Source organism: Phyllobacterium sp. CCNWLW109 (genome assembly GCF_037203905.1).
Classification (GTDB): domain Bacteria; phylum Pseudomonadota; class Alphaproteobacteria; order Rhizobiales; family Rhizobiaceae; genus Phyllobacterium; species Phyllobacterium ifriqiyense.
Window position 1 is genome coordinate 967,222 of sequence record NZ_JBBCBK010000002.1, and the last position, 23,934, is coordinate 991,155.

34 protein-coding genes are annotated in these 23,934 nt (G+C 53.9%); 31 read left to right on the plus strand and 3 right to left on the minus strand.

Annotation, left to right across the window (positions count from 1 at the left end):
* The first annotated feature begins 43 nt into the window (after nt 1–43).
* The 27 genes from rpsJ (at nt 44) to rplQ (ending at nt 14,669) form a co-directional block, all read left to right on the plus strand.
* Nucleotides 44–352 (plus strand): 30S ribosomal protein S10, encoded by a 309-nt coding sequence (gene rpsJ / locus V9K92_RS10010; protein WP_008124902.1) that lies wholly within the window; start codon nt 44–46, stop codon nt 350–352.
* A 25-nt stretch (nt 353–377) separates the two neighbouring features.
* Nucleotides 378–1,127 carry a 50S ribosomal protein L3 gene (gene rplC, locus V9K92_RS10015; protein WP_115055397.1) on the plus strand — a complete coding sequence of 250 codons (750 nt, stop codon included), beginning with the start codon at nt 378–380 and terminating at the stop codon, nt 1,125–1,127.
* Nucleotides 1,127–1,747 (plus strand): 50S ribosomal protein L4, encoded by a 621-nt coding sequence (gene rplD, locus V9K92_RS10020; protein WP_115055395.1) that lies wholly within the window; start codon nt 1,127–1,129, stop codon nt 1,745–1,747. The genes rplC and rplD overlap by 1 nt, the downstream gene beginning before the upstream one ends.
* Nucleotides 1,744–2,037, plus strand: a complete 294-nt coding sequence (locus V9K92_RS10025; protein WP_008124907.1) for a 50S ribosomal protein L23 — start codon at nt 1,744–1,746, stop codon at nt 2,035–2,037. The genes rplD and V9K92_RS10025 overlap by 4 nt, the downstream gene beginning before the upstream one ends.
* A 20-nt stretch (nt 2,038–2,057) precedes the next feature.
* Nucleotides 2,058–2,891, plus strand: a complete 834-nt coding sequence (gene rplB / locus V9K92_RS10030) for a 50S ribosomal protein L2 (RefSeq protein WP_008124910.1) — start codon at nt 2,058–2,060, stop codon at nt 2,889–2,891.
* A 15-nt stretch (nt 2,892–2,906) separates the two neighbouring features.
* Nucleotides 2,907–3,185: a 30S ribosomal protein S19 gene (gene rpsS / locus V9K92_RS10035; protein ID WP_008124912.1), complete on the plus strand. Its 279-nt coding sequence runs from the start codon at nt 2,907–2,909 to the stop codon at nt 3,183–3,185.
* A 2-nt stretch (nt 3,186–3,187) separates the two neighbouring features.
* The gene (gene rplV / locus V9K92_RS10040) at nt 3,188–3,577 is read left to right on the plus strand and encodes a 50S ribosomal protein L22 (RefSeq protein ID WP_106716807.1); all 390 of its coding nucleotides are present in this window, start codon (nt 3,188–3,190) and stop codon (nt 3,575–3,577) included.
* Nucleotides 3,577–4,287 carry a 30S ribosomal protein S3 gene (rpsC, locus tag V9K92_RS10045; protein WP_115055393.1) on the plus strand — a complete coding sequence of 237 codons (711 nt, stop codon included), beginning with the start codon at nt 3,577–3,579 and terminating at the stop codon, nt 4,285–4,287. The genes rplV and rpsC overlap by 1 nt, the downstream gene beginning before the upstream one ends.
* 41 nt (nt 4,288–4,328) lie before the next feature.
* Nucleotides 4,329–4,742 (plus strand): 50S ribosomal protein L16, encoded by a 414-nt coding sequence (rplP, locus tag V9K92_RS10050; RefSeq protein WP_115055391.1) that lies wholly within the window; start codon nt 4,329–4,331, stop codon nt 4,740–4,742.
* Between the two features lie 12 nt (nt 4,743–4,754).
* The gene (gene rpmC / locus V9K92_RS10055; RefSeq protein WP_008124920.1) at nt 4,755–4,955 is read left to right on the plus strand and encodes a 50S ribosomal protein L29; all 201 of its coding nucleotides are present in this window, start codon (nt 4,755–4,757) and stop codon (nt 4,953–4,955) included.
* A gap of 11 nt (nt 4,956–4,966) precedes the next feature.
* Nucleotides 4,967–5,209, plus strand: a complete 243-nt coding sequence (gene rpsQ, locus V9K92_RS10060) for a 30S ribosomal protein S17 (RefSeq protein WP_115055388.1) — start codon at nt 4,967–4,969, stop codon at nt 5,207–5,209.
* An 84-nt stretch (nt 5,210–5,293) separates the two neighbouring features.
* Nucleotides 5,294–5,662, plus strand: a complete 369-nt coding sequence (gene rplN / locus V9K92_RS10065; RefSeq protein ID WP_008124924.1) for a 50S ribosomal protein L14 — start codon at nt 5,294–5,296, stop codon at nt 5,660–5,662.
* Between the two features lie 10 nt (nt 5,663–5,672).
* The gene (gene rplX / locus V9K92_RS10070) at nt 5,673–5,984 is read left to right on the plus strand and encodes a 50S ribosomal protein L24 (RefSeq protein WP_008124927.1); all 312 of its coding nucleotides are present in this window, start codon (nt 5,673–5,675) and stop codon (nt 5,982–5,984) included.
* The gene (gene rplE / locus V9K92_RS10075) at nt 5,977–6,534 is read left to right on the plus strand and encodes a 50S ribosomal protein L5 (protein ID WP_115055386.1); all 558 of its coding nucleotides are present in this window, start codon (nt 5,977–5,979) and stop codon (nt 6,532–6,534) included. The genes rplX and rplE overlap by 8 nt, the downstream gene beginning before the upstream one ends.
* 25 nt (nt 6,535–6,559) lie before the next feature.
* On the plus strand, nt 6,560–6,865 hold the full coding sequence (rpsN, locus tag V9K92_RS10080; protein ID WP_008124931.1) for a 30S ribosomal protein S14: 306 nt from the start codon (nt 6,560–6,562) through the stop codon (nt 6,863–6,865).
* A 12-nt stretch (nt 6,866–6,877) separates the two neighbouring features.
* A complete protein-coding gene (gene rpsH / locus V9K92_RS10085; protein ID WP_008124933.1) occupies nt 6,878–7,276 on the plus strand; it encodes a 30S ribosomal protein S8 in 399 nt (132 codons plus the stop codon).
* Nucleotides 7,277–7,301: 25 nt separating this feature from the next.
* Nucleotides 7,302–7,835, plus strand: a complete 534-nt coding sequence (gene rplF, locus V9K92_RS10090; protein ID WP_115055384.1) for a 50S ribosomal protein L6 — start codon at nt 7,302–7,304, stop codon at nt 7,833–7,835.
* Nucleotides 7,836–7,847: 12 nt separating this feature from the next.
* Nucleotides 7,848–8,210 carry a 50S ribosomal protein L18 gene (rplR, locus tag V9K92_RS10095; protein WP_008124937.1) on the plus strand — a complete coding sequence of 121 codons (363 nt, stop codon included), beginning with the start codon at nt 7,848–7,850 and terminating at the stop codon, nt 8,208–8,210.
* Between the two features lie 168 nt (nt 8,211–8,378).
* Nucleotides 8,379–8,945 (plus strand): 30S ribosomal protein S5, encoded by a 567-nt coding sequence (gene rpsE / locus V9K92_RS10100; protein WP_008124939.1) that lies wholly within the window; start codon nt 8,379–8,381, stop codon nt 8,943–8,945.
* A 66-nt stretch (nt 8,946–9,011) separates the two neighbouring features.
* Nucleotides 9,012–9,212 carry a 50S ribosomal protein L30 gene (gene rpmD / locus V9K92_RS10105; RefSeq protein ID WP_008124941.1) on the plus strand — a complete coding sequence of 67 codons (201 nt, stop codon included), beginning with the start codon at nt 9,012–9,014 and terminating at the stop codon, nt 9,210–9,212.
* Nucleotides 9,213–9,229: 17 nt separating this feature from the next.
* Nucleotides 9,230–9,706, plus strand: a complete 477-nt coding sequence (gene rplO / locus V9K92_RS10110; RefSeq protein ID WP_115055382.1) for a 50S ribosomal protein L15 — start codon at nt 9,230–9,232, stop codon at nt 9,704–9,706.
* 213 nt (nt 9,707–9,919) lie between these two features.
* Nucleotides 9,920–11,260, plus strand: a complete 1,341-nt coding sequence (secY, locus tag V9K92_RS10115; RefSeq protein ID WP_115055380.1) for a preprotein translocase subunit SecY — start codon at nt 9,920–9,922, stop codon at nt 11,258–11,260.
* The gene (locus V9K92_RS10120) at nt 11,257–11,907 is read left to right on the plus strand and encodes an adenylate kinase (RefSeq protein ID WP_307284552.1); all 651 of its coding nucleotides are present in this window, start codon (nt 11,257–11,259) and stop codon (nt 11,905–11,907) included. The genes secY and V9K92_RS10120 overlap by 4 nt, the downstream gene beginning before the upstream one ends.
* A gap of 211 nt (nt 11,908–12,118) precedes the next feature.
* On the plus strand, nt 12,119–12,487 hold the full coding sequence (rpsM, locus tag V9K92_RS10125) for a 30S ribosomal protein S13 (protein ID WP_008124949.1): 369 nt from the start codon (nt 12,119–12,121) through the stop codon (nt 12,485–12,487).
* A 128-nt stretch (nt 12,488–12,615) separates the two neighbouring features.
* Nucleotides 12,616–13,005, plus strand: a complete 390-nt coding sequence (rpsK, locus tag V9K92_RS10130) for a 30S ribosomal protein S11 (protein ID WP_008124952.1) — start codon at nt 12,616–12,618, stop codon at nt 13,003–13,005.
* Nucleotides 13,006–13,129: 124 nt separating this feature from the next.
* Nucleotides 13,130–14,143 carry a DNA-directed RNA polymerase subunit alpha gene (locus tag V9K92_RS10135; protein WP_008124954.1) on the plus strand — a complete coding sequence of 338 codons (1,014 nt, stop codon included), beginning with the start codon at nt 13,130–13,132 and terminating at the stop codon, nt 14,141–14,143.
* A 97-nt stretch (nt 14,144–14,240) separates the two neighbouring features.
* Complete coding sequence (rplQ, locus tag V9K92_RS10140; protein ID WP_115055376.1) at nt 14,241–14,669, plus strand: 50S ribosomal protein L17; 429 nt, start codon at nt 14,241–14,243, stop codon at nt 14,667–14,669.
* Nucleotides 14,670–14,853: 184 nt separating this feature from the next.
* On the opposite strand, the gene V9K92_RS10145 is transcribed toward rplQ, so the two are convergent.
* Both V9K92_RS10145 and V9K92_RS10150 read right to left on the minus strand, forming a co-directional pair.
* Nucleotides 14,854–15,465 (minus strand): LysE family translocator, encoded by a 612-nt coding sequence (locus V9K92_RS10145; RefSeq protein WP_115055374.1) that lies wholly within the window; start codon nt 15,463–15,465, stop codon nt 14,854–14,856.
* 101 nt (nt 15,466–15,566) lie between these two features.
* Nucleotides 15,567–16,391 carry an AraC family transcriptional regulator gene (locus tag V9K92_RS10150; protein WP_337353876.1) on the minus strand — a complete coding sequence of 275 codons (825 nt, stop codon included), beginning with the start codon at nt 16,389–16,391 and terminating at the stop codon, nt 15,567–15,569.
* A gap of 157 nt (nt 16,392–16,548) precedes the next feature.
* On the opposite strand from V9K92_RS10150, the gene V9K92_RS10155 reads away from it, so the two are divergent.
* The 4 genes from V9K92_RS10155 (at nt 16,549) to V9K92_RS10170 (ending at nt 22,589) form a co-directional block, all read left to right on the plus strand.
* Entirely contained in the window at nt 16,549–17,988 is a 1,440-nt protein-coding gene (locus tag V9K92_RS10155) for a DegQ family serine endoprotease (RefSeq protein WP_337353877.1), read from the plus strand.
* A gap of 111 nt (nt 17,989–18,099) precedes the next feature.
* Nucleotides 18,100–19,413, plus strand: coding sequence for an AAA family ATPase (locus tag V9K92_RS10160; protein ID WP_115055370.1), 1,314 nt, complete (start codon nt 18,100–18,102; stop codon nt 19,411–19,413).
* Between the two features lie 282 nt (nt 19,414–19,695).
* Nucleotides 19,696–21,678: a threonine--tRNA ligase gene (thrS, locus tag V9K92_RS10165; protein WP_337353878.1), complete on the plus strand. Its 1,983-nt coding sequence runs from the start codon at nt 19,696–19,698 to the stop codon at nt 21,676–21,678.
* An 86-nt stretch (nt 21,679–21,764) separates the two neighbouring features.
* A complete protein-coding gene (locus V9K92_RS10170; protein WP_336441841.1) occupies nt 21,765–22,589 on the plus strand; it encodes a lysophospholipid acyltransferase family protein in 825 nt (274 codons plus the stop codon).
* A gap of 203 nt (nt 22,590–22,792) precedes the next feature.
* On the opposite strand, the gene V9K92_RS10175 is transcribed toward V9K92_RS10170, so the two are convergent.
* On the minus strand, nt 22,793–23,860 hold the full coding sequence (locus V9K92_RS10175; RefSeq protein ID WP_337353879.1) for a hypothetical protein: 1,068 nt from the start codon (nt 23,858–23,860) through the stop codon (nt 22,793–22,795).
* Nucleotides 23,861–23,934 lie beyond the last annotated feature (74 nt).

Consider the following 23,934-nt stretch of genomic DNA (forward strand, 5'->3'; position numbering starts at 1 on the left):
ACGCCTGTTACAGGGCGTCTCCGCTAAACAAGGAAAAGATGAAATGAACGGTCAAAACATCCGCATTCGCCTCAAGGCGTTTGATCATCGGATCCTTGACGATTCGACGCGGGAAATCGTGTCGACTGCCAAGCGTACCGGTGCCAATGTGCGCGGACCGATCCCGCTACCTACACGGATCGAGAAGTTCACGGTTAACCGCTCGCCGCACATCGACAAGAAGAGCCGCGAGCAGTTCGAGATGCGCACACATAAGCGTCTTCTCGATATCGTAGACCCGACCCCCCAGACTGTGGACGCGCTGATGAAGCTCGATCTGTCTGCTGGTGTTGATGTCGAGATCAAGCTGTAAGGCTTGAGGACGGAAGGATGAACCGATGCGTTCAGGTGTAATTGCACAGAAACTGGGTATGACTCGCGTCTACAACGACGCTGGCGAGCATGTGCCGGTAACAGTTCTTCGCATGGAGAACTGCCAGGTTGTGGCTCAGCGTACAGTCGAGAAGAATGGCTACACTGCCGTTCAGCTCGGTGTTGGTCTGGCCAAGGTAAAGAATACGACGAAGAGCTTGCGCGGTCATTTCGCGACAGCTTCGGTCGAACCAAAGGCGAAAGTAGCGGAATTCCGCGTCTCTGCTGACAATCTTCTAGATGTCGGCGTCGAGATCACCGCCGAACATTATGTTGCAGGCCAGAAGGTCGATGTGACTGGTACTTCAATCGGTAAAGGTTTTGCCGGTTCAATGAAGCGCCATAACTTCGGCGGTCACCGCGCAACACACGGTAACTCGGTTACTCACCGCGCTCACGGTTCTACCGGTCAGCGTCAGGACCCGGGTAAAGTGTTCAAGGGCAAGAAGATGGCCGGTCATATGGGTTCAACCCGTATCACCACCCAGAACATCGAAGTTGTTTCGACTGATCTGGATCGCGGCCTTATTCTGGTTCGTGGTGCTGTTCCTGGTTCGAAGGGTGCATGGATCCTCGTGCGTGATGCCGTCAAGGTAGCGCTGCCCGAGAATGCTCCGAAGCCAGCTGGCCTTCGCGCATTGATCGACGATGCCGCAAACGCCGCAGCAGCTGTGTCTGATGCAGAAGTAGCGCAGACAACTGAGGGGGCCGAATAATGGATCTCACGATTACAACACTTGAAGGCGCGGACGCCGGCAAGCTGAAACTCTCCGAAGAGATTTTCGGTCTGGAGCCACGCGACGACATCCTTCAGCGCATGGTCCGCTATCAGCTTGCACGCAAGCAGCAGGGCACGCACAAGGCAAAGACCCGTTCGGAAATCGCACGGACCGGCGCCAAGATGTACAAGCAGAAGGGTACGGGCCGCGCTCGTCACCATTCAGCACGTGCACCGCAGTTCCGCGGCGGTGGTAAGGCTCATGGACCGGTTGTTCACAGCCATGCCCATGACCTGCCAAAGAAGGTTCGCGCTCTTGCACTTCGTCATGCCCTGTCCGCCAAGGTCAAGGCATCCGATCTGATCATCATCGATGATCTGCTCGCGACAGAAGCCAAGACAAAGACACTTGTTTCGCAGTTCGCCAAGCTTGGCTTGCAGAATGCGCTCCTGATCGGCGGTGCCGAGATTGATGCGAACTTTGCTCGCGCTGCTTCGAACATCCCGAACATCGATGTTCTACCAATTCAGGGCATCAATGTTTATGACATTCTGCGTCGCGGCAAGCTCGTGCTTTCCAAAGCTGCAGTTGAAGCACTCGAGGAGCGTTTCAAATGACCGATCTTCGCCATTATGACGTGATCGTCAGCCCGGTAATTACTGAAAAGTCGACCATGGTTTCCGAAAACAACCAGGTTGTCTTCAATGTAGCCAAGAAGGCGACGAAGCCGGAAATCAAGGCCGCAGTCGAAGCGCTGTTCCGCGTGAAGGTTACTGCAGTCAATACTTCTGTGCGCAAAGGCAAGGTGAAGCGTTTTCGCGGCATCGTCGGACGCCAGAGTGATGTCAAGAAAGCAGTCGTGACGTTGGCCGAAGGCCAGTCAATCGACATTTCGACTGGTCTCTGAGGGGCCGTGGAGTAAAGACAATGGCACTCAAACATTATAATCCAACCACGCCAAGCCAGCGCCAGCTGGTCATCGTGGACCGTTCGGAGCTTTACAAGGGCAAGCCTGTCAAGGCATTGACCGAAGGTCTGTCGTCGAAGGGTGGTCGCAACAACACTGGTCGCATTACCGTGCGTTTCCAGGGTGGCGGTCACAAGCGTACATACCGCTTCGTTGATTTCAAGCGCCGCAAGCATGACGTGGCTGCAAAGGTTGAACGGCTTGAATACGATCCGAACCGGACCGCATTCATTGCGCTGATCCGCTATGAAGATGGTGAGCTGAGCTACATCCTTGCTCCGCAGCGTCTTGCAGTTGGCGACAGTGTTATTGCCGGCGCACAGACAGACGTGAAGCCAGGCAATGCGATGCCATTGTCAGCCATGCCAGTCGGCACCATCATCCACAATGTGGAGATGAAGCCAGGCAAGGGCGGTCAGATTGCCCGTTCGGCTGGAACTTATGCGCAGCTCGTTGGCCGCGACCAGGGAATGGCGATCCTTCGCCTGAACTCGGGCGAACAGCGTCTTGTACATGGTTCTTGCTTTGCAACGGTTGGTGCAGTATCGAACCCCGACCATGGCAACATCAACCTGGGTAAAGCAGGTCGTAGCCGTTGGCTCGGTCGCAAGCCTCACAATCGTGGTGTCACCATGAACCCGGTCGATCACCCCCATGGTGGTGGTGAAGGCCGTACATCCGGTGGACGTCATCCGGTTACTCCGTGGGGCAAGCCTACGAAGGGCAAGAAGACGCGCTCCAATAAGTCGACGGACAAGTTCATCGCTCGTTCGCGTCATCAGCGCAAGAAGTAAGAGAGGTAGTCTGAAATGGCTCGTTCAGTTTGGAAAGGCCCGTTCATCGATGGCTATCTTCTCAAGAAGGCTGAGAAGGTACGTGAGGGCGGTCGCAGTGAAGTTATCAAGATCTGGAGCCGTCGCTCCACGATCCTGCCACAGTTCGTCGGTCTGACCTTCGGTGTGTATAATGGTAACAAGCATGTGCCGGTTTCGGTCAACGAAGAGATGATCGGACACAAGTTTGGTGAATTCGCTCCGACGCGTACCTATTACGGTCATGGCGCGGACAAGAAAGCGAAGAGGAAATAACGATGGGCAAGGCTAAGGCTCCGCGCCAGCTAAAGGACAACGAGGCGAAAGCCGTTGCCCGCACGCTCCGCATCAGCCCTCAGAAGCTCAATCTGGTGGCTGCTCTGATCCGTGGCAAGAAGGTTAACGCCGCTCTTGCCGATCTGGAATTTTCGCGCAAGCGCATTGCAGGAACGGTGAAAAAGACTCTCGAATCAGCTATCGCCAACGCAGAGAACAACCATGATCTGGATGTTGATACTCTGGTTGTTGCTGAAGCCTATGTAGGCAAGTCAATCGTGATGAAGCGTTTCCACGTTCGTGGCCGCGGTCGTGCAAGCCGGATCGAGAAGCCATTCTCGCATCTGACGATCGTTGTTCGCGAAGCTGAGGAAAAAGGGGAGGCCGCATAATGGGCCAGAAGATTAATCCGATTGGTTTCCGCCTGGGCATCAATCGCACCTGGGACTCGCGTTGGTACGCGAATACTGGTGAATATGGCAAGCTGCTGCACGAAGACCTGAAGATCCGCAAGTATCTGATGGATGAGTTGAAGCAGGCTGCCATTTCCAAGGTAGTTATCGAGCGTCCGCACAAGAAGTGCCGCGTTACGATCCATGCTGCCCGTCCAGGTCTGATCATCGGCAAAAAGGGCGCCGATATCGAGAAGTTGCGCAAGAAGCTGTCAGAAATGACCAATGCGGATACAACGCTCAATATCGTCGAAGTCCGCAAGCCAGAGACAGACGCTGTTCTGGTTGCTCAGTCGATCGCGCAGCAGCTTGAACGCCGCGTCGCTTTCCGCCGTGCCATGAAACGTGCCGTTCAGTCGGCAATGCGTCTTGGTGCAGAAGGCATTCGTATCAATTGCTCGGGTCGTCTTGGCGGCGCGGAAATTGCTCGTATGGAATGGTACCGTGAAGGCCGTGTGCCTCTGCATACCCTTCGTGCCGATATCGATTACGGAACTGCTGAAGCGCACACTGCCTACGGCATTTGCGGTGTTAAAGTCTGGGTATTCAAGGGCGAAATCCTTGAGCATGATCCAATGGCTTCCGAACGCCGTGCTGTTGAAGGCGATGCCAGTCATCAGGGTTCAGGCCGTCGTCGCGAAAACGCTTAAAATAGCGTCTTTCGTAACTGAGAATTTTGGAGTAGAGAACAATGCTGCAGCCTAAGCGCACAAAGTTCCGCAAGCAGTTCAAGGGCCGTATCCACGGCGCATCGAAGGGCGGCACGGATCTGAATTTTGGTGCTTTCGGCCTGAAGGCCCTCGAGCCGAACCGCGTTACAGCGCGTGAGATCGAGGCCGCTCGCCGTGCAATTACCCGTCACATGAAACGTGCCGGTCGCGTGTGGATCCGGATTTTCCCGGATGTGCCAGTTACATCGAAGCCTACTGAAGTCCGCATGGGTAAAGGTAAGGGTTCGGTTGATTATTGGGCGTCCCGTGTCGCACCAGGCCGCATCATGTTCGAGCTCGACGGTGTTTCGGAAGAAACCGCCCGTGAGGCACTTCGCCTCGGAGCTGCGAAACTTTCGGTCAAGACGCGCTTTATTCAGCGCATCGCAGAATAAGGGGTGGATGTTATGAAATCCGCAGAAGTTCGGGCCTTGAGCCTCGATCAGTTGAATGAAGAACTTGGTTCGCTGAAGAAAGAGCAGTTTAACCTGCGCTTCCAGAAGGCAACCGGTCAGTTGGAAAAAACCGCTCGCGTTCGGCAGATCCGCCGTGATATTGCGCGCATCAAAACTGTCGCCCGCCAAAAAGCGGTCGAGAGCAAGGCTTAAGGAAGAAAACCATGCCTAAACGCATTCTGCAGGGCGTTGTCGTGAGCGACAAAAACGACAAGACCATCGTGGTCAAGGTCGAGCGGCGCTATTCGCACCCGCTCCTCCAGAAGACTGTGCGCCAGTCCAAGAAGTACAAGGCGCATGATGAGAGCAACCAGTTCAAGGTTGGCGACCGGGTTTCCATCGAGGAATCCAAGCCAATTTCGAAAGACAAGTGTTGGGTTGTCGTAACTGACGCCCCGGCAAGTTAATATTAATATCTGTATGTAAGTACGCAACAATCGCGAGGGGCAAAGAAAGCCCAGTCCGGTTGAACAAGAAGAAGGCGGCTAGTCATGATTCAGATGCAAACAAACCTCGACGTGGCGGATAATTCCGGCGCACGTCGTGTCATGTGCATCAAGGTGCTGGGCGGCTCGAAGCGGAAATATGCTTCGGTCGGCGACATTATTGTCGTTTCGATCAAGGAAGCAATTCCGCGCGGCCGTGTTAAAAAGGGTGACGTGATGAAGGCTGTGGTTGTTCGTACAGCCAAAGACATCCGTCGCGCAGATGGTAGCGTAATTCGTTTCGACAAGAACGCTGCTGTTTTGATCGACAATAAGAAAGAGCCTATCGGCACGCGTATCTTCGGACCGGTTCCGCGCGAACTTCGCGCAAAGAGCCACATGAAGATCATCTCGCTGGCTCCAGAAGTTTTGTAAGGAGCAGACGATGCAGAAGATCCGTAAAGGCGACCGCGTTGTCGTTCTGGCTGGTAAGGACAAGGGCCGTACCGGCGAAGTAATCAAAGTTTTGCCGAAGGATGAGCAAGCGCTCGTTCGCGGCGTTAATCTTGTAAAGCGTCACCAGAAGCAGACACAGAGCCAGGAAGCCGGCATTATTTCGAAAGAAGCGCCGCTCCATCTGTCGAACATTGCTATTGCCGACAAGGACGGCAAGCCAACTCGCGTTGGTTTCAAGGTCCTAGAGGACGGCAAGAAGGTACGTGTAGCAAAGCGTTCAGGAGATCTGATCGATGGCTGATGCAAACATTACACCTCGTCTGAAGACACAGTACTTTGACGTGGTTCGTAAAGCTCTTCTCGAAGAGTTCAAATACGAAAACGAGATGCAGATCCCACGCATCACCAAGGTTGTTCTCAACATGGGTGTAGGCGAAGCAACAGCTGACTCGAAGAAGCCAACTGTCGCAGCTGAAGATCTGGCATTGATTGCTGGCCAGAAGCCGGTTATTACCCGTGCGCGCAATTCGATCGCTACCTTCAAGGTGCGTGAGAATATGCCGATCGGTACGAAGGTAACTCTTCGTAAAGAGCGCATGTACGAATTCATTGACCGCCTGATCACGATCGCGCTTCCACGCGTTCGAGATTTCCGCGGCCTGAATCCAAAGAGCTTTGACGGCCGTGGCAACTTTGCCATGGGTATCAAGGAACACATTGTGTTCCCGGAAATCAACTACGATAAGGTTGATCAGATCTGGGGCATGGACATCATCGTTTGCACGACTGCAAAAACGGATGATGAAGCCCGCGCTCTTCTGCGCGCCTTCAACTTCCCTTTCCGCCAGTAACGGCAAGCGTAGCGAGGTATTTGAAATGGCAAAGACGAGCGCAGTCGAAAAGAACAAGCGCCGCGGTCTTCTGGTTAAGCGTTTCGCTGCAAAGCGGGCGCGCCTGAAGGCTGTCGTGATGAATCAGTCGCTTCCTCTGGATGAGCGCTTCCGCGCCACCATCCAGCTGGCAGAACTGCCACGCAATTCCACCAAGGTTCGTATTCGCAATCGTTGCGAAGTATCGGGTCGTCCGCGCGGTTATTACCGCAAGATCAAAATGTCGCGTATCGCATTGCGCCAGCTGGGTTCGCTCGGCCAGGTGCCTGGCATCGTGAAATCGAGCTGGTAAGGAGAGAACGCGATGTCTATGACAGATCCTCTCGGCGATATGCTGACACGTATCCGTAACGCAATCATGCGCAAGAAGGGCAAGGTTTCAACACCAGCCTCCAAGCTTCGCGCTCGCGTTCTGGATGTTCTTCAGTCCGAAGGCTATATCCGTGGATACAGCCAGGTAGACTTCGACAACGGCAAGTCCGAAATCGAAATCGAACTGAAGTATTTTGAGAATGTACCGGTAATTCGTGAGATTACCCGTATTTCGAAGCCCGGTCGCCGCGTTTACGTGTCGGTCAAGTCGATCCCGCAGGTTGCGAACGGTCTTGGTATTTCGATCCTGTCGACGCCGAAGGGCGTTATGGCAGACCACGAGGCACGTGAACAGAATGTCGGCGGCGAACTGCTCTGCCGTATATTCTAAGCACCGGCTTGAAAAGGTTTGAAAAATGTCTCGTATCGGTAAAAAACCAGTGGCAGTCCCGCAAGGCGTAACAGCCAGCGTAGACGGCCAGACCATCAAGGCCAAAGGCCCGAAGGGCGAATTGTCCTTCGTTGCCAATGACGACGTAGTGGTCAAGTTTGAAGACGGTGCTGTCAGCGTTAACCCGCGTGACAACTCCAAAGTCGCTCGTTCAAAGTGGGGCATGAGCCGCACTATGGTCGTCAACATCTTCACGGGTGTTAAGGACGGTTTTGAAAAGCGTCTTGAAATCAGCGGCGTCGGCTATCGTGCAGCCATGCAGGGCAAAAACCTGCAGCTGTCACTTGGCTTCAGCCACGAAGTTGTCTATCAGGTGCCGGAAGGCATCACAGTTGCAGTGCCGAAGCCGACGGAAATCGTCGTAACCGGCATCGACAAGCAGCAGGTAGGCCAGGTCGCAGCTGAAATTCGCGAATATCGTAGCCCAGAGCCTTACAAGGGCAAGGGCGTGAAATATGCGGGCGAGAAGATCGTTCGCAAAGAAGGTAAGAAGAAGTAAGGAACTCGTGTCATGGCATCGCCGAAAGAAATCATTCAGCGTCGCGCTTCGCGTGTTCGCCGCCAGCTCAAGGCGGTTGCCGGTGACCGTCCGCGGCTCAGCGTCCACCGTTCTTCAAAGAATATCTATGCGCAGATCATTGATGATGCGCATGGTCACACTATTGCATCCGCATCCACTCTCGAAGCTGACCTCAAGGGCAAGCTGAAGACTGGTGCAGATTCGGATGCAGCGGCACTGGTTGGCAAGCTCGTTGCAGAGCGCGCCGTCAAGGCTGGCATCAAGGAAGTTGTCTTCGATCGTGGCGCGTATATTTACCACGGCCGTGTAAAGGCGCTTGCTGAAGCTGCCCGCGAAGCAGGTCTTAGTTTCTAAGATCGGACTTCAGGGTCAAGACTTTCGAAGTCCGGGACTGCAAGGGCTCGTCTCTTGTAAGCCGGACTTCGCGTACTAAAACTGTTACCGCGATCTATGTGGATCAATTCATATCCACGGCGCTGTAATGTCATTCGTGCTACCGGAAAAGAAAAAGGAATTAGGAGCATGGCACAGGAAAAGAGAGGCCGCGACGATCGTGGTGGCCGTAACGAAGAGCGCGATAGCGAATTCGTTGACAAGCTCGTACACATTAACCGCGTCGCCAAAGTTGTTAAGGGCGGACGTCGTTTCGGTTTTGCTGCTCTCGTCGTTGTCGGCGATCAGAAGGGCCGCGTTGGTTTTGGTCATGGCAAGGCGCGCGAAGTGCCGGAAGCTATCCGTAAGGCAACTGAAGCTGCCAAACGCGAAATGATCTTCGTTCCGCTGCGTTCGGGCCGTACATTGCATCACGATGTGCATGGCCGTCACGGCGCCGGCAAGGTTCTGCTTCGTGCAGCTACAGCTGGTACGGGTATCATCGCCGGTGGTCCAATGCGCGCAGTCTTCGAGACTCTCGGCGTACAGGACGTTGTTGCCAAGTCGCTCGGTTCGTCGAACCCATACAACATGGTTCGCGCGACATTCGATGCTCTCAAGCATCAGATGCACCCGAAGGACATCGCTGCACAGCGCGGTATCAAGTATTCGACACTGCAGGCTCGCCGCCGCGATGTGGTCGGTTCGGAAGAATAGGCCATAAGTGGCGCAGCAGGGCAGGGCCTACGGCTTTGCTCACTGTAGAGACTAAAGGACAAAGTCATGGTTGAGAAGAAGAAGGGTAAGACGGTTACGGTCGAACAGATCGGCAGCCCTATCCGCCGTCCGGCAGAACAGCGTGCAACGCTTGTTGGCCTGGGCCTCAATAAAATGCATCGTCGTCGCACACTTGAAGATACGCCTTCAATTCGCGGCATGATTGCCAAGGTTCAACATCTCGTCCGCGTCGTGGACGAGGCTTGATACCGGAGATTAGACAAATGAAACTCAATGATCTGAGTGAAAATCCAGGCGCAACCAAGGCTCGCAAGCGCGTCGGCCGCGGTATTGGTTCTGGTTCCGGCAAGACAGCCGGTCGTGGTGTCAAGGGTCAGAAGTCCCGTTCGGGCGTTGCCATCAACGGTTTCGAAGGCGGACAGATGCCAGTTTACCGTCGCTTGCCAAAGCGCGGTTTCACCAACATCTTCTCGAAGAACTTCAACACCGTGTCGGTCGGCCGCGTGCAGACTGCAATCGATGCCAAGAAGCTCGACCCGAAGGCTGCTGTCACGATTGAAACGCTCAAGGCTGCCGGCGTTATCCGCCGCGCCAAGGATGGCGTTCGTCTTCTGTCTGACGGCGAAATCACGACTGCGGTAACTTTCGAAGTTTCCGGTGCATCAAAGGCTGCGATCGAAAAGATCGAAAAGGCCGGCGGTACAGTCAAGCTGCCAGCTGCACCTGCAGCAGCAGAATAATACGGACAGACAAGCGGCGATCTTTACGATCGCCGCTTGTACCTTTTCTCCCCACATCATATTTGGGGGTAAGACCGTCGATTCTCGATACCGGGTTTAGAACGGGCTCTAACGCAATTTCAGGAAAAGTGGCTGCCGGTTTTCCGTTTGAAATGGCGAAAGAACAAAAGTCGAAGCGGGATACCGCTCTGACGGCACAGACCGGAGACTATAATGGCTTCAGCCGCTGAACAGCTCGCGTCAAATCTCAATTTCTCAGCTTTTTCAAAAGCCAGTGAGCTCAAGAAGCGTATCTGGTTTACACTTGGCGCATTGCTGGTTTACCGGCTTGGCACCTATATCCCGTTGCCGGGCATCAATCTCGGCGCATTCGCTCAGGCTTTCAACAATCAGGCGCAGGGTATCCTCGGCATGTTCAACATGTTCGCGGGCGGTGCGGTTGAACGCATGGCGATCTTTGCGCTTGGTATCATGCCTTATATCTCGGCATCGATCATCGTCCAGCTCATGACGTCCGTCATTCCTGCTCTCGAGCAGTTGAAGAAGGATGGCGAGCAGGGCCGCAAGGTTATCAATCAATATACACGCTACGGCACCGTGCTGCTTGCGACTGTACAGGCCTATGCGATTGCTGTCGGTTTGCAGGGCAGTCAGGGCATTGTCACCGATCCGGGACCCTTCTTCCTGTTCTCGACGGTGATCACTCTTGTCGGCGGCACAATGTTCCTGATGTGGCTTGGCGAGCAGATTACTGCGCGCGGCATCGGTAACGGTATTTCGCTGATCATCTTCTCGGGCATCGTCGCCAACCTGCCGCAAGCCATTTCCGGTACGCTGGAACTTGGCCGTACCGGCGCTTTGTCCACGGGCGTCATTCTGGCGATTATCGTGCTGACGATTGCTGTTATCGGTATTATCGTCTTTGTTGAACGCGCACAGCGCCGCCTTCTGATCCAGTATCCGAAGCGTCAGGTCGGTAACCGCATGTTCCAGGGCGATACTTCGCATCTGCCTTTGAAGCTGAACACTGCTGGCGTTATCCCGCCGATCTTCGCTTCCTCGTTGCTGCTTTTGCCTGCAACCGTTGCCGGATTTGCCCAGAATGAACAAATGCCTGCCTGGGCGACGAGCATCCTGTCTTCGCTCGGCCATGGCCAGCCTGCCTATATGTTCCTCTACGCTGCGATGATCGTTTTCTTCGCCTTCTTCTACACGGCGCTTGTCTTCAATCCGAAGGACACTGCCGATCAGTTGAAGAAGCATTCAGGCTTCATTCCTGGCATTCGTCCCGGTGAGCGTACAGCAGAATATATCGATTTTGTGCTCACCCGTATCACAGTCCTCGGCGCAGCTTATCTGGTTCTGATCTGCATGCTGCCGGAGTTCCTTATTTCGTGGGCTGGTGTTCCTTTCTATCTCGGCGGCACGTCGCTGCTGATCGTCGTGAGCGTTACGCTCGATACGGTTGCACAGATCCAGGGGCACCTGATCGCGCATCAATATGAGGGGCTTATCAAGAAGTCGAAGCTCCGTGGAGGGAAACGCAACAGATGAGATTAATACTTCTCGGACCACCGGGGGCAGGTAAGGGAACTCAATCTCAGCGCTTGGTCGAAAAGTTAGGCATACCGCAACTCTCCACGGGGGACATGTTGCGCGAAGCAGTCACTAAGGGAACAGATGTAGGCCTGAAGGCCAAAGCCGTCATGGATGCCGGCAATCTGGTTTCTGACGAGATCGTCAATGCGATCGTCTCCGAACGCATTGATCAGCCGGATGCAGTCAAGGGATTTATTCTCGACGGCTATCCGCGCACTCTGGTTCAGGCCGATGCAGTAGAGCGCATGCTCGCTGATAAGGATCTGGAGTTGGATTGCGTGATCGAGCTTGAAGTGGACGACAACGTTCTCGTCGAGCGCATATCGGGCCGATATACCTGCGCAAAATGCGGGACCGGGTATCACGATACCAATAAAAAGCCGAAAGTTGCGGGTGTTTGCGACAAATGCGGCTCGACGGAATTCAAACGCCGTCCGGACGACAATGCTGAAACGGTGCGCACGCGCCTTGAGGCATACTACAAGCAGACTTCGCCGTTGATTGGCTACTACTATGCCAAGGGCAAGTTGAAGAAGGTTGATGGCATGGCCGACTTTGAAGAGGTCACGGCATCGATCGAGAAAATTCTGTCGGAACTCTAGGACTGACTTAATTTTCTTGGAGGAGTTGACTTTTGACAGCGATTCCTTCAAGTACGGCGCAAATTCGCTTGGATATAAAGCGGTCGGCGCCGATCCGGTAATAAAGGTTCGGGGCTGATCGTTTATGTTTGTCCTCGAATATTAATTTTCATCCCGTCATCTGGCTGCCGTATCGGTAATCCAGCTCTGCCGGTTAACAAGGAGAACAGACGTGGCTCGTATCGCTGGCGTCAACATCCCGACGAACAAGCGCGTTGTTATCGCGCTTCAGTACATTCACGGGATTGGTCAAAAATTTGCACAGGAAATCGTCGAGAAAGTCGGCATTCCTGCAGAGCGTCGCGTCAATCAGTTGACCGATGCCGAAGTGCTGCAGATCCGTGAAACGATCGATCGTGATTACCACGTTGAGGGTGATCTGCGTCGTGAAGTTTCCATGAACATCAAGCGTCTGATGGATTTGGGCTGCTATCGCGGCCTGCGTCATCGCCGCTCGCTTCCGGTCCGCGGTCAGCGCACGCATACAAATGCGCGCACCCGTAAGGGTCCTGCCAAGGCAATTGCCGGCAAGAAGAAGTAATATTGTCCGGCGCGGTTCGCTGCGCCGGTTCTGCCTTTTGGGGCGGACGTGCTGGTTTCACACGTTAACTGAACCACGGTGGAGCCTCTGGAAATACGGAGGCGTCGAGATCAACTGAAAGGACTACTATGGCCAAGGAAGCCACACGCGTTCGCCGCCGCGAGCGGAAGAACATTTCGTCGGGCGTTGCCCACGTGAATTCGACATTCAACAATACAATGATCACCATCACTGATGCGCAGGGCAATGCGATTGCCTGGTCGTCGGCTGGTGCGCAGGGCTTCAAAGGCTCGCGCAAGTCCACACCATTTGCTGCTCAGATGGCTGCTGAAGATTGTGCAAAGAAGGCACAGGAACACGGCATGCGTTCTTTGGAAGTTGAAGTTTGCGGACCTGGCTCCGGCCGTGAATCCGCTTTGCGCGCATTGCAGGCTGCGGGTTTCACAATCACATCGATCCGTGACGTGACACCGATCCCGCACAATGGCTGCCGTCCGCGCAAGCGTCGTCGCGTCTAGTCTTTTGCTCTAGGATTTGGCCGGTGGGTTGATTTCAACTCATCGGCTTCAAGCCCCTGACGGGGTTTCCACGCTTCAAGGCCACGATTGGATGGTGGCACTGGCAAGGATAAGGAAAACATAGATGATCCAGAAAAACTGGCAAGAATTGATCAAGCCGAACAAGGTCGAGTTTCAGACTTCCGGCTCGAAGACCAAGGCTACTGTCGTCGCTGAACCGCTAGAGCGCGGTTATGGCTTGACGCTGGGCAATGCCTTGCGCCGCGTTCTTCTGTCTTCGCTGCGCGGTGCTGCCGTGACTGCGGTACAGATCGACGGCGTTCTGCATGAATTCTCGTCGATCCCTGGCGTTCGCGAAGATGTTACAGACATCGTCCTCAACATCAAGGAAATCGCTATCCACATGGAAAGCGATGGTCCAAAGCGCATGGTCGTCCGTAAGGAAGGCCCAGGCGTTGTAACAGCTGGCGATATTCAGACTGTTGGCGATATTGAAATTCTCAACCCGGAACACGTTATCTGCACGCTCGATGAAGGCGCTGAAATCCGCATGGAATTCACTGTCAACACCGGCAAGGGTTATGTTCCAGCTGACCGCAACCGCGCTGAAGATGCTCCGATTGGTCTTATTCCAGTCGATAGCCTTTACTCACCGGTCCGCAAGGTTTCCTATAAAATCGAGAACACCCGTGAAGGTCAGGTTCTCGATTATGACAAGCTGATCCTCCAGATCGAGACTGATGGTTCGATCTCCGGTGAAGATGCTGTTGCTTACGCAGCACGTATTCTTCAGGACCAGCTGGCGATCTTCGTCAACTTTGACGAGCCGCAAAAAGAAGTTCAGCAGGAACAGGTTACTGAACTCGCGTTCAATCCTGCTCTGCTCAAGAAGGTCGATGAACTCGAACTTTCGGTTCGCTCGGCAAACTGCCTGAAGAATGATAATATCGTCTACATTGGCGATCTCATTCAGAAGACAGAAGCAGAAATGCTGCGCACACCGAACTTCGGTCGCAAGTCGTTGAACGAAATCAAGGAAGTTCTGGCTTCCATGGGCCTCCATCTTGGTATGGAAGTTCCAGCTTGGCCGCCAGAGAACATCGAAGATCTCGCCAAGCGTTACGAAGACCAGTACTAATCCGGGCTCTGCCCGACAAATAAGCCCGGGCAATGAGCCCGAACTGAATAATTAGCCCGGGCAATGAGCCCGAAAAGAAAACTGAAGGAGAAGGCTCATGCGCCACGGTAATTCAGGCCGCAAGCTTAACCGGACTGCCAGCCATCGTAAGGCGATGTTTGCCAATATGGCTGCATCTTTGATCGAGCATGAGCAGATCGTGACAACGCTGCCCAAGGCCAAGGAAATTCGTCCAATCGTAGAAAAGCTTGTCACACTCGGCAAGCGCGGTGATCTGCACGCTCGTCGTCAGGCCATCTCGGCTATCCGCGATGCCAAGCTGGTTGCCAAGCTGTTCGATACGCTTGCACCACGTTATGGTCAGCGTAATGGCGGCTACATCCGCATCATGAAGGCGGGCTTCCGCACCGGTGACAATGCGCCGCTCGCAGTTGTCGAATTCGTTGATCGTGATGTCAGCGCAAAGGGGTCCAAGGATTTGGCCCGCGTTGAAGAAGAGCGCGCTAACGAAGCCGAAGCAGCGTAATCAACGCTTCTACGGTAGAAAGTTTAAAGGGAGCTTCGGCTCCCTTTTTCTGTTTGTGGCTTTGGGGACTATCCAACCAGCGCAGAGGGTGCGCAACATTGTGGCTCTCGTTGGTAAGCGAGGCGTATCGACTGCCTATCGATAGCTTAGTGATTGTGGATATCTTGAAGCCACCCACCCGAACTTAGCGCTGTGTCAAAGCAAGCTTTATACCCAACCCGATAAAAGCAGCGGCGAATGAGCGGCGCATCCATGTGAGAACGATGGGCCGGGAAATTACCTTGTCTCGAACAGAAGCTGCAAAGAGCCCATAAATGGCGAAGACAACGAATGTCATTGCCATGAATACACCGCTGAGACCGAGCATGGTCAGCACGGGTCGCCTTTCATCTGCGGTTACGAATTGCGGCAGGAAAGCGAGAAAGAAGATCGATAGTTTCGGATTAAGAATATTAATGAGGATTGCGGTCAAAGTTACACGACTAAATGAGCTTTCGGTGTTTTCCTGATCCACCCGTAGTGAGCCGTTATCGCGCAAAGCATTCCACGCCATGAACAAAAGATAGATAACGCCGAGATATTTGAGCGTCTGAAACGCAATGGCGCTCGTATGCATGATAGCAGCCAGCCCGCCTATCGCCGCTGCCATATGGGGAATTATGCCGATTGTGCAACCAAACGCCGCGGCGATGCTCGCTCTTGCGCCCCGCGTCAATCCGGTCGCCAGCGTATAGACCACGCCGGTACCGGGCGATATGACAATGATCAGTGATGTGATGATAAATTCCAGACTCATAGACTAAGCTCCTTACTCTTATGGAGAAGGATTAAATCAAGGAATGCTGGCAGCGTCTTGGACAGGATTGCAGCGCTTATCGCCAGATGGCCGGAGGCTTACTATAGCGATGCCGCATAGGAACCGGGCGACAATCCAAACTTTTGCGCGAAAATGCGGTTCATGTGGCTTTGGTCGGCAAAGCCGCTAGCTGCCGCAGTTTCTGCAAGCGCCATGCCTTGCAAGATCAGGCGGCGGGCAATATCGGCGCGTCGCTGCATAAGATAGGCGTGGGGGGTAAAGCCAGTTGCCGCTGCAAAGCCTCGCAGAACCTGAAAGCGGCTGAGGCCGCTTATTTTTGCCAGATCCGACAAAGTATATGATGCGGTTGGTGCATCATCTATGTGCTGCCTCACCATATGAATGGCAGGGGGGATCGGTTCTGATTTAGCTGGTTTTTTGTGCGTGATGGAAAGCAGGTCAATCAGTTTTTCTTCAGGAAGAAGCGGCTCATGCGCATTGCGCGTCAAAGCGCTGAAAAGCTCCTGAAATTGTTTGGCGGCGAGGGCGTTATCCATGGCCGGTTCAGTGAATTCTGTTGTGGTCGCACCACCTTCGTTAATATCATCAATGATATTTTCAATGAGAGCGGGGTCAAAATAGATCATCCGCCAAGAGCGGCCTGAATCGCCGATTGGTACGCCATCATGTATTTCGCCGGGATTGACGGTGATGACATAACCCGGTCCGGCTTCCACAGTACCGCGCCCGCTAAGGGATTTTTGTGCCCCTTGATGAATGACGCCAATGCCGAACTGGTCATGTGTATGGCGCGCAAAAGAATGGCGCGTAGCTGCCTCGACAATTTGTATGCCAGGATTGCCGCTCGGATAAATCCGGAAATGGCCTCTTATATTGCCCAATCGTCCATTGCCTGTTTGGTGCATATTATCTGAATGCCGATTAAAGAGGAAGTCGCATCAAATAAGCTGATGGTGAAACGATATGTCTCAAATTTGCTTTGTTTAATAGCTGGTATCCTCGCTCGAAATCACCACATTGGTCGAAGCAGTTTGACTGATTCATTAGCTATCGGAGATTAATATGGGTTCTGTTTCGCGAAGCTCGACAATAGGCGCTTCGGCCCGGGCGATTTTGCTTGGTGCGGCTGTCTTTTCCGCTACCGCTCTTCCGGTTTATGCGCAGACTGCAGATACTACAAAGCAAGTGCCAGAAAGCCGCACCGAGGCGCAATTATCCTTTGCGCCACTGGTCAAACAGACGGCAGGCGCTGTGGTCAATGTCTACGCGGCCCATTCGGTTCAGCAACGCTCGCCTTTTGCGGGTGATCCATTTTTTGAACAGTTCTTCGGTGGGAGACAGTTTAGCGGTCCGCCTCGCGTTCAGTCGTCCCTTGGCTCCGGCGTGATTGTGGACAGTTCGGGTATTATCGTAACCAATAATCATGTCATCCGCGACGCTGACACCGTAAAAATCGCGCTGTCAGATGGCCGCGAGTTTGAATCGAAAGTCCTTCTCAAGGATGAGTCGACAGATCTGGCCATATTGAAAATTGATGCCGGCGAACCGCTGCCATCTTTGAAACTTGCAGATTCCGACAAGGTTGAGGTGGGTGATCTGGTTCTGGCTATCGGCAACCCGTTCGGTGTCGGTCAGACTGTGACGAGCGGTATCGTCTCGGCACAGGCGCGCACGCGCGTCGGTATTTCCGACTTTGATTTTTTCATTCAGACCGATGCGGCCATCAATCCCGGTAATTCGGGCGGTGCCTTGATTGGCATGGATGGAGAACTTGTCGGTGTGAATACCGCAATTTTCTCCAAGTCCGGTGGCTCCGTTGGAATCGGATTTGCCATACCGGCCAATATGGTGCGCGCAGTTGTTGATACAGCCAAGGGCGGCGCAGACACATTCGAGCGCCCCTATATCGGCGCTGCTTTCCAAAACGTGACCGCTGATGTGGCCGAAAGTCTTGGAATGAGACAGCCTTACGGCGCGCTCGTAACCGATATCACCAAAGGTGGCCCGGCTGATAAAGGCGGATTGCAGGTTGGTGACGTGGTGTTGAATGTTGATGGCGTTCGCATTGAAAATCCGGATGGGCTTGGATATCGCATGACGACGGCGGGCATCGGCAAGACAGTCAAGTTCGACATATTGAGCCGTTCCAAGGAAAAGTCCGTCTCAGTGACTTTGCAAAAGCCCGATCCTGACTCTGCGGACAATAAACTGATGATTCAAGGCAAGAACCCGCTTTCGGGTGCACTTGTTCTCAAGCTAAGCCCTGCAAGCCTCGCGCGTTTGCGCTTGCCGGAGGGGACGGACGGTGTTGCTGTTGACAAGGTCTATCCAAACTCTCCAGCTGCGCGTATCGGTTTGCAACCCGGCGATATTATCCGGGGCATAAATGGCACCTCAATTGACAGTATTGCCGATCTTAGCAAGGCAATGTCGACCAATCCCGTGCTTTGGCGCTTCGAATTTGAGCGCGGGGGTGCCATAATTCGTCAGATCATTCGGTAGAGCGTTTTGCTTTTTAAAAACGACGCTCTAAACTTTTTTACGCAATTTCGGACGCAAAACCGCTTCACACTTTTGCTGGAATTGCTTTAGACGCGACAAGGCAGCAAGAGCATGGCGGATTTATTTTCAGTAAGCGGCGATCCTGCTTCGGACAGAAGCAGGCCGCTTGCTGACCGCCTGCGACCGCGTAACCTGAGCGAGGTCACCGGCCAGACACATCTGACGGGACCGGAAGGCGCGCTGACGCGGATGATCGATTCCGGTTCGCTCGGATCGATGATCTTCTGGGGACCGCCCGGAACAGGCAAGACCACCGTTGCCCGGCTGCTCGCCAATGAGACAAATCTCGCATTTGAGCAGATATCTGCGATATTTTCCGGTGTGGCCGACCTGAAAAAGGTCTTTGAGATGGCACGGTCACGGAAAATGTCCGGCCGCCAGACATTGCTCTTTGTTGACGAAATTCATCGCTTCAACCGCGCCCAGCAGGACTCATTTCTGCCGGTCATGGAGGATGGAACGATCGTGCTGGTGGGCGCCACGACGGAAAATCCCTCCTTTGAACTCAATGCGGCTTTGCTATCGCGGGCGCGGGTTCTGGTGTTTAAACCCCATGATGAAACCAGTCTTGTGGCATTGCTCGAGCGGGCGGAAAGCCATGAGGGCAAAGCGCTTCCGTTGAATGACGAGGCGCGGGCAAGTCTGGTACGCATGGCGGATGGTGATGGCCGCGCAATTTTGACGCTGGCTGAAGAGGTTTGGCGCGCGGCGCGTGAAGGCGAGGTTTTTGATGCGGAACGGGTGCAGCAGATCGTGCAACGGCGCGCTCCTGTCTATGATAAGGGGCAGGATGGCCATTACAATCTGATCTCTGCCTTGCATAAATCGGTGCGCGGCTCTGATCCCGACGCGGCATTATACTATTTGTGCCGCATGTTCGATGCTGGTGAAGACCCGTTGTTTCTGGGACGCAGGCTCGTGCGCATGGCAAGCGAAGACATTGGCCTTGCCGATCCGCAGGCTCTGGTCATCTGCAATGCAGCAAAGGATGCCTATGATTATCTGGGGTCGCCCGAAGGTGAACTGGCGCTGGCGCAAGCCTGCGTCTATCTCGCTACGGCGCCGAAATCCAATGCGGTTTATACAGCCTATAAGGCAGCAATGGGAGCGGCCAAGGCCAATGGCTCACTGCTTCCGCCCAAACATATTCTCAATGCGCCGACCAAGCTGATGAAGGGTGAGGGTTATGGCAAGGGTTATGCCTATGATCATGACCAGCCTGACGCCTTTTCCGGACAGAACTATTTTCCGGAAGCGCTTGGACGGCAAAGCTTCTACGATCCGCCGGAGCGCGGGTTTGAACGGGAAATCCGCAAGCGCATGGAATATTGGCAAAAGCTGCGCCAGGAGCGGGGCGAGGAGTAGCGTTGGCTGCACAATCGCTATGCGTGGTTCGACGGGGCTCACCATGAGGAAGATTGATGTACTGCAATAATAGTCTCCAGCGTGGAAAATTCAACTTTCTGCAATCAACGAGTTTCCTCATGGTGAGCCCCGTCGAACCACGCACATGATCTATGCATGCTTTTATCCCAAACCTCTTTACCTCAAAGCAATCTGCATTTAGAAGTCCGCGACCGGATAAGAAATCCGGGAGTTTTAGAAAACCACCCGCAATCGTTGGCGGGACTGGATAGGAGAAGTCTTATGTCGCAAGCAGTTGCCAAAACTGTATCGATGCAATTCCCCGATGGCTCAAAGCGTGATTATGACGCCGCCATGACCGGTGCGGAACTTGCAGAATCCATTTCAAAATCGCTCGCCAAGAAAGCTGTGGCCTATGCTGTCGATGGCACGGTCCGCGATTTGTCTGATCCGCTTGGTGCCTCAGGCGCTATCGAAATATTGACCCGCGATGATCCGCGCGCGCTTGAACTCATCCGTCATGATTGCGCGCACGTTCTGGCAGAGGCGGTACAGGAGCTTTTCCCCGGAACGCAGGTCACTATCGGGCCTGTTATTGAAAACGGCTTCTATTATGATTTTGCCAAAAACGAGTCGTTCACGCCGGAAGATCTTCCGCTGATCGAGAAGAAGATGCGGGAGATCATCGCCCGCAACAAGCCTTTCACCAAGGAAATCTGGTCGCGTGAAAAGGCCCGTCAGGTCTTTGCCGAAAAGGGCGAAGTCTACAAGGTTGAGCTCGTTGATGCGATTGCCGAAGGGCAAGACCTGAAAATCTATGCGCAGGGCGACTGGTATGATCTATGCCGTGGACCGCATATGGCCTCAACAGGGCAGATCGGCAACTCCTTCAAGTTGATGAAGGTTGCAGGTGCCTATTGGCGCGGTGACAGCAATAATCCGATGCTGAGCCGCATTTATGGTACGGCCTTTGCCAATGATAATGATCTCAATGCCTATCTTCATATGCTGGAAGAGGCGGAGAAGCGCGATCATCGCAAGCTCGGCCGTGAAATGGACCTGTTTCATTTCCAGGAAGAGGGTCCGGGCGTCGTGTTCTGGCATGCCAAGGGCTGGCGCATGTTCCAGTCTCTGGTCAGCTATATGCGTCGGCGGCTTGATGGCGTCTATCAGGAGGTCAACGCACCGCAAGTGCTCGACAAGTCGCTTTGGGAGACTTCCGGTCACTGGGGCTGGTATCGTGACAATATGTTCAAGGTGACGGTCGCAGGCGACGAGACCGACGATGAACGCGTCTTTGCACTCAAGCCGATGAACTGTCCGGGCCATGTGCAGATATTCAAGCATGGCCTGAAATCATACCGTGATCTGCCGGTGCGCCTTGCAGAATTCGGCAATGTGCATCGCTATGAGCCATCAGGCGCGTTGCATGGCTTGATGCGTGTGCGTGGCTTTACGCAGGATGACGCGCATGTGTTCTGCACGGATGAGCAGATGGCCGCAGAATGCCTGCGCATCAATGATCTGATCCTTTCAGTGTACAAGGATTTCGGCTTCGAAGGGATCACGATCAAGCTTTCGACCCGTCCTGAAAAACGCGTTGGCTCGGATGAATTGTGGGACCGTGCCGAGGCGGTCATGACCGGCGTACTTGAGCAGATCCAGCAACAGTCAAACGACATCAAAACTGGAATTCTGCCGGGCGAGGGTGCGTTTTACGGCCCCAAATTCGAGTATACGCTGAAAGACGCTATTGGCCGTGAGTGGCAATGCGGCACGACGCAGGTCGACTTCAACCTGCCGGAGCGTTTCGGTGCATTTTATATCGACTCAACATCGGAGAAGAAGCAGCCGGTTATGATCCATCGCGCCATTTGCGGTTCCATGGAGCGCTTTCTCGGCATTTTGATCGAGAACTTTGCGGGTCACATGCCGCTATGGTTCGCGCCGGTGCAAGTTGTGGTTGCGACGATCACGACGGAAGCCGATGATTATGGCCGTCAGGTCGCCAAGGAGCTGAAAGCCGCGGGTCTTCAGGTCATAACCGACTTCCGCAATGAGAAGATCAATTACAAGGTGCGTGAGCATTCCTTGCAGAAAGTTCCGGTGATTCTCGTTTGCGGCATGCGTGAAGCAGAAGAGCGGACAGTGAATATGCGCCGTCTTGGTTCGCAAAACCAGACTTCTCTCTCATTGGACGAGGCAATACAGCAATTGAAGCACGAGGCTACGCCTCCCGATCTTCTGCGTCTGGCTGCCGAATGACAATGCCGTTGACAGCGCGGTGATTTCATCGCGCTGTCACAAATATCCGGGATAATCCCCGAATTAACCTCCGGGGTTTTCACGCGGTGCAGTTTTCCGAACTTTCCTATGCCAACGATACTCAGACGCGCCTTACGCAATGGCTGATCCGCTCGATTGAGGCGATCTCGGGCAGAAATCATTATGTCGGGCTGTATAATGTATGGCGAACTGAGATAGTCCCTGCTGGTATCGATGTTTTTTGCCGCATGATGGAACTGATCAACATCAGGTTAGAGGGGCCGGATCAGTGGCCGCCGCAAAATCTGCCTAACACGCCGCTGGTGCTTATTGCTAATCATCCATTCGGTATTGGAGACGGCATCGCAGCTTTGGCGCTGGCCGAACAATTGGGCAGGCCTTTCCGCGTGCTGATCAATAATGATCTGCTGAAAGTACCGGAAATCCGCCCTTATGCTTTGCCGGTATGTTTCGACGAAACCAAGGAAGCCATGGCGATGAACATGGCAACGCGGCACGAAGCAGTGCGCTTGCTCAAGGAAGGCGTGACAATCATTGTCTTTCCAGCAGGCGGTGTTGCGACAGCGCGCAAGGGTTTTGGTCGTGCGGAAGATCTGCCTTGGAAAATATTCCCTGCCAAGCTCATCAGGCAAGCACAGGCTTCTGTCATTCCAGTCTACTTCAGCGGGCAGAATGGCTGGCTATTTCACCTCGCCAGCAAAGTATCGATGACGCTGCGCATATCATTGTTGATTCGAGAATTCCGGCGTCTTTCCGGTAAATCCATCAATGTGCGGATCGGCAATATCATCAGTTGGGATGAATTGAAGGTGCTGGAAGATCGCCAGACGCTTTTGCAATATCTCTATAATGCTGTTTTTTCGCTGCAGCCGGGTTCATCGAGCAAATAAGAGCTCAATACTCATGTCGCTGGCGTTTAGTGAATTTGCGCATGTGGTGCGTGGTTCGACAAGCTCACCATGAGGAAGGGTGGAGGTTACAGAGGCAAAACCTGCACCGTGGCGGCTGTCATGCAAAACACCATCTTCCTCATGGTGAGCTTGTCGAACCACGCAAAGCAGCCATGCAGCCTGTTTTGAGCAGATGGTAGGGGTCAGTCCAGCGGCTCTTCGCCTTTCGCCGGCTGGTTGGCGCTTGCCGCCGTGCTTGCGCCATTGGAGGCGATGACCTCCACATCCTGATTGCGACCGGCAACAACCTTGAAGTCACGCTGGTAAATCTTGTCCTTGTTCTTGGCGATGATGACATAATCACCTTCCGCAAGCACCATGGATGCGAAAGCCCCCACGCTTTCCCGGACAATATCACCTGACGTGGTGAGAACAGACCAAGCCGTATCGGCAAGCGCTTCGCCGCCAGCTTCGCGCACCAGTTTCATCGTCATCAGTGCCGCGCGGTGTTCAACATTCGCTTCCGTGATTTTACCTGCCTCAACGCGGATGTCAGACCGAATGACGGCGTTCGCCGTGCCGTAGTTTGACACGATTTGATAGGTTCCAGTGTTCAGACGGACAACGCTGTCCGGCTTGACATCGGGAATGATCAAAGCGCGTTCGCCATTGGCGTCTTCATGATCCTCATAAATCGAAAATCGCAGACGATCGGGAGGAATGCGACCACCGCCAGCAAGCACAGCATTAAGCTTGATCCCGCCAGCATCGAGAATCATTGTTTCAGTGCGCTTGGCGCGTGTCATGGAAATGCGCTTGGTTGCGCCAGCACGGCCAAAGGCGACGTGGATCAGGTAGCTGCCGGGAGCAAGATTGAACGAAGTGGTACCGCCTTTGGCAGTGGCGAGAAGCGCCAGCTTGCCGTCGGGGCCGGGATCGGGTGAGAATACCCGCCATACCAGCCCCCGGCCAATCGCTTCACTCTCGTCTGAAAGTTTTGCAGTAACAACAAGCTCGGGCTCATTGACCAGCGGATTGTTCTGCGGAGCCTTTGGATTGGCATATTCATTCAGATTGGGAATTTTAGGTATATCGCCTTTACCGGCGGGCGGCGCAATGGTGGGTAGCTCAAGCGGGGCGACTTCCGGTGAATCCGGTGTCAGCGACTGTGCAAATGCGACTGGTCCCGACGCCAGACACGCACATGCCGCGATAGCAAACAAGGGTTTGCGGAAAATGCTGCCCGTGGCAATTGTCTGGAATACGCCCATGCAAGCTTTTGATCCGAAGCCGATGGCAATTTCAAGGCTTTTCTCGCTCTCATGTCTTTACTTGACCGACAAAA

Excerpts from the sequence above, each read along its gene's own strand:
- rplB (WP_008124910.1), top strand. The coding sequence starts at position 2,058 with ATGGCACTCAAACATTATAATCCAACCACGCCAAGCCAGCGCCAGCTG.
- rplO (WP_115055382.1), top strand. The coding sequence starts at position 9,230 with ATGAAACTCAATGATCTGAGTGAAAATCCAGGCGCAACCAAGGCTCGC.
- V9K92_RS10155 (WP_337353877.1), top strand. The coding sequence starts at position 16,549 with ATGGGTTCTGTTTCGCGAAGCTCGACAATAGGCGCTTCGGCCCGGGCG.
- rpsS (WP_008124912.1), top strand. The coding sequence starts at position 2,907 with ATGGCTCGTTCAGTTTGGAAAGGCCCGTTCATCGATGGCTATCTTCTC.
- rplE (WP_115055386.1), top strand. The coding sequence starts at position 5,977 with ATGGCTGATGCAAACATTACACCTCGTCTGAAGACACAGTACTTTGAC.
- rplV (WP_106716807.1), top strand. The coding sequence starts at position 3,188 with ATGGGCAAGGCTAAGGCTCCGCGCCAGCTAAAGGACAACGAGGCGAAA.
- V9K92_RS10160 (WP_115055370.1), top strand. The coding sequence starts at position 18,100 with ATGGCGGATTTATTTTCAGTAAGCGGCGATCCTGCTTCGGACAGAAGC.
- V9K92_RS10025 (WP_008124907.1), top strand. The coding sequence starts at position 1,744 with ATGACCGATCTTCGCCATTATGACGTGATCGTCAGCCCGGTAATTACT.
- V9K92_RS10120 (WP_307284552.1), top strand. The coding sequence starts at position 11,257 with ATGAGATTAATACTTCTCGGACCACCGGGGGCAGGTAAGGGAACTCAA.
- rpmC (WP_008124920.1), top strand. The coding sequence starts at position 4,755 with ATGAAATCCGCAGAAGTTCGGGCCTTGAGCCTCGATCAGTTGAATGAA.
- rpsN (WP_008124931.1), top strand. The coding sequence starts at position 6,560 with ATGGCAAAGACGAGCGCAGTCGAAAAGAACAAGCGCCGCGGTCTTCTG.
- rplQ (WP_115055376.1), top strand. The coding sequence starts at position 14,241 with ATGCGCCACGGTAATTCAGGCCGCAAGCTTAACCGGACTGCCAGCCAT.
- rpmD (WP_008124941.1), top strand. The coding sequence starts at position 9,012 with ATGGTTGAGAAGAAGAAGGGTAAGACGGTTACGGTCGAACAGATCGGC.
- rpsH (WP_008124933.1), top strand. The coding sequence starts at position 6,878 with ATGTCTATGACAGATCCTCTCGGCGATATGCTGACACGTATCCGTAAC.
- V9K92_RS10175 (WP_337353879.1), bottom strand. The coding sequence starts at position 23,860 with ATGGGCGTATTCCAGACAATTGCCACGGGCAGCATTTTCCGCAAACCC.
- rpsC (WP_115055393.1), top strand. The coding sequence starts at position 3,577 with ATGGGCCAGAAGATTAATCCGATTGGTTTCCGCCTGGGCATCAATCGC.
- rplF (WP_115055384.1), top strand. The coding sequence starts at position 7,302 with ATGTCTCGTATCGGTAAAAAACCAGTGGCAGTCCCGCAAGGCGTAACA.
- rplN (WP_008124924.1), top strand. The coding sequence starts at position 5,294 with ATGATTCAGATGCAAACAAACCTCGACGTGGCGGATAATTCCGGCGCA.
- rplC (WP_115055397.1), top strand. The coding sequence starts at position 378 with ATGCGTTCAGGTGTAATTGCACAGAAACTGGGTATGACTCGCGTCTAC.
- thrS (WP_337353878.1), top strand. The coding sequence starts at position 19,696 with ATGTCGCAAGCAGTTGCCAAAACTGTATCGATGCAATTCCCCGATGGC.
- rpsK (WP_008124952.1), top strand. The coding sequence starts at position 12,616 with ATGGCCAAGGAAGCCACACGCGTTCGCCGCCGCGAGCGGAAGAACATT.
- rpsE (WP_008124939.1), top strand. The coding sequence starts at position 8,379 with ATGGCACAGGAAAAGAGAGGCCGCGACGATCGTGGTGGCCGTAACGAA.
- rpsJ (WP_008124902.1), top strand. The coding sequence starts at position 44 with ATGAACGGTCAAAACATCCGCATTCGCCTCAAGGCGTTTGATCATCGG.
- secY (WP_115055380.1), top strand. The coding sequence starts at position 9,920 with ATGGCTTCAGCCGCTGAACAGCTCGCGTCAAATCTCAATTTCTCAGCT.
- rplD (WP_115055395.1), top strand. The coding sequence starts at position 1,127 with ATGGATCTCACGATTACAACACTTGAAGGCGCGGACGCCGGCAAGCTG.
- V9K92_RS10145 (WP_115055374.1), bottom strand. The coding sequence starts at position 15,465 with ATGAGTCTGGAATTTATCATCACATCACTGATCATTGTCATATCGCCC.
- rplR (WP_008124937.1), top strand. The coding sequence starts at position 7,848 with ATGGCATCGCCGAAAGAAATCATTCAGCGTCGCGCTTCGCGTGTTCGC.
- V9K92_RS10150 (WP_337353876.1), bottom strand. The coding sequence starts at position 16,391 with ATGCACCAAACAGGCAATGGACGATTGGGCAATATAAGAGGCCATTTC.
- V9K92_RS10135 (WP_008124954.1), top strand. The coding sequence starts at position 13,130 with ATGATCCAGAAAAACTGGCAAGAATTGATCAAGCCGAACAAGGTCGAG.
- rpsQ (WP_115055388.1), top strand. The coding sequence starts at position 4,967 with ATGCCTAAACGCATTCTGCAGGGCGTTGTCGTGAGCGACAAAAACGAC.
- rplP (WP_115055391.1), top strand. The coding sequence starts at position 4,329 with ATGCTGCAGCCTAAGCGCACAAAGTTCCGCAAGCAGTTCAAGGGCCGT.
- rplX (WP_008124927.1), top strand. The coding sequence starts at position 5,673 with ATGCAGAAGATCCGTAAAGGCGACCGCGTTGTCGTTCTGGCTGGTAAG.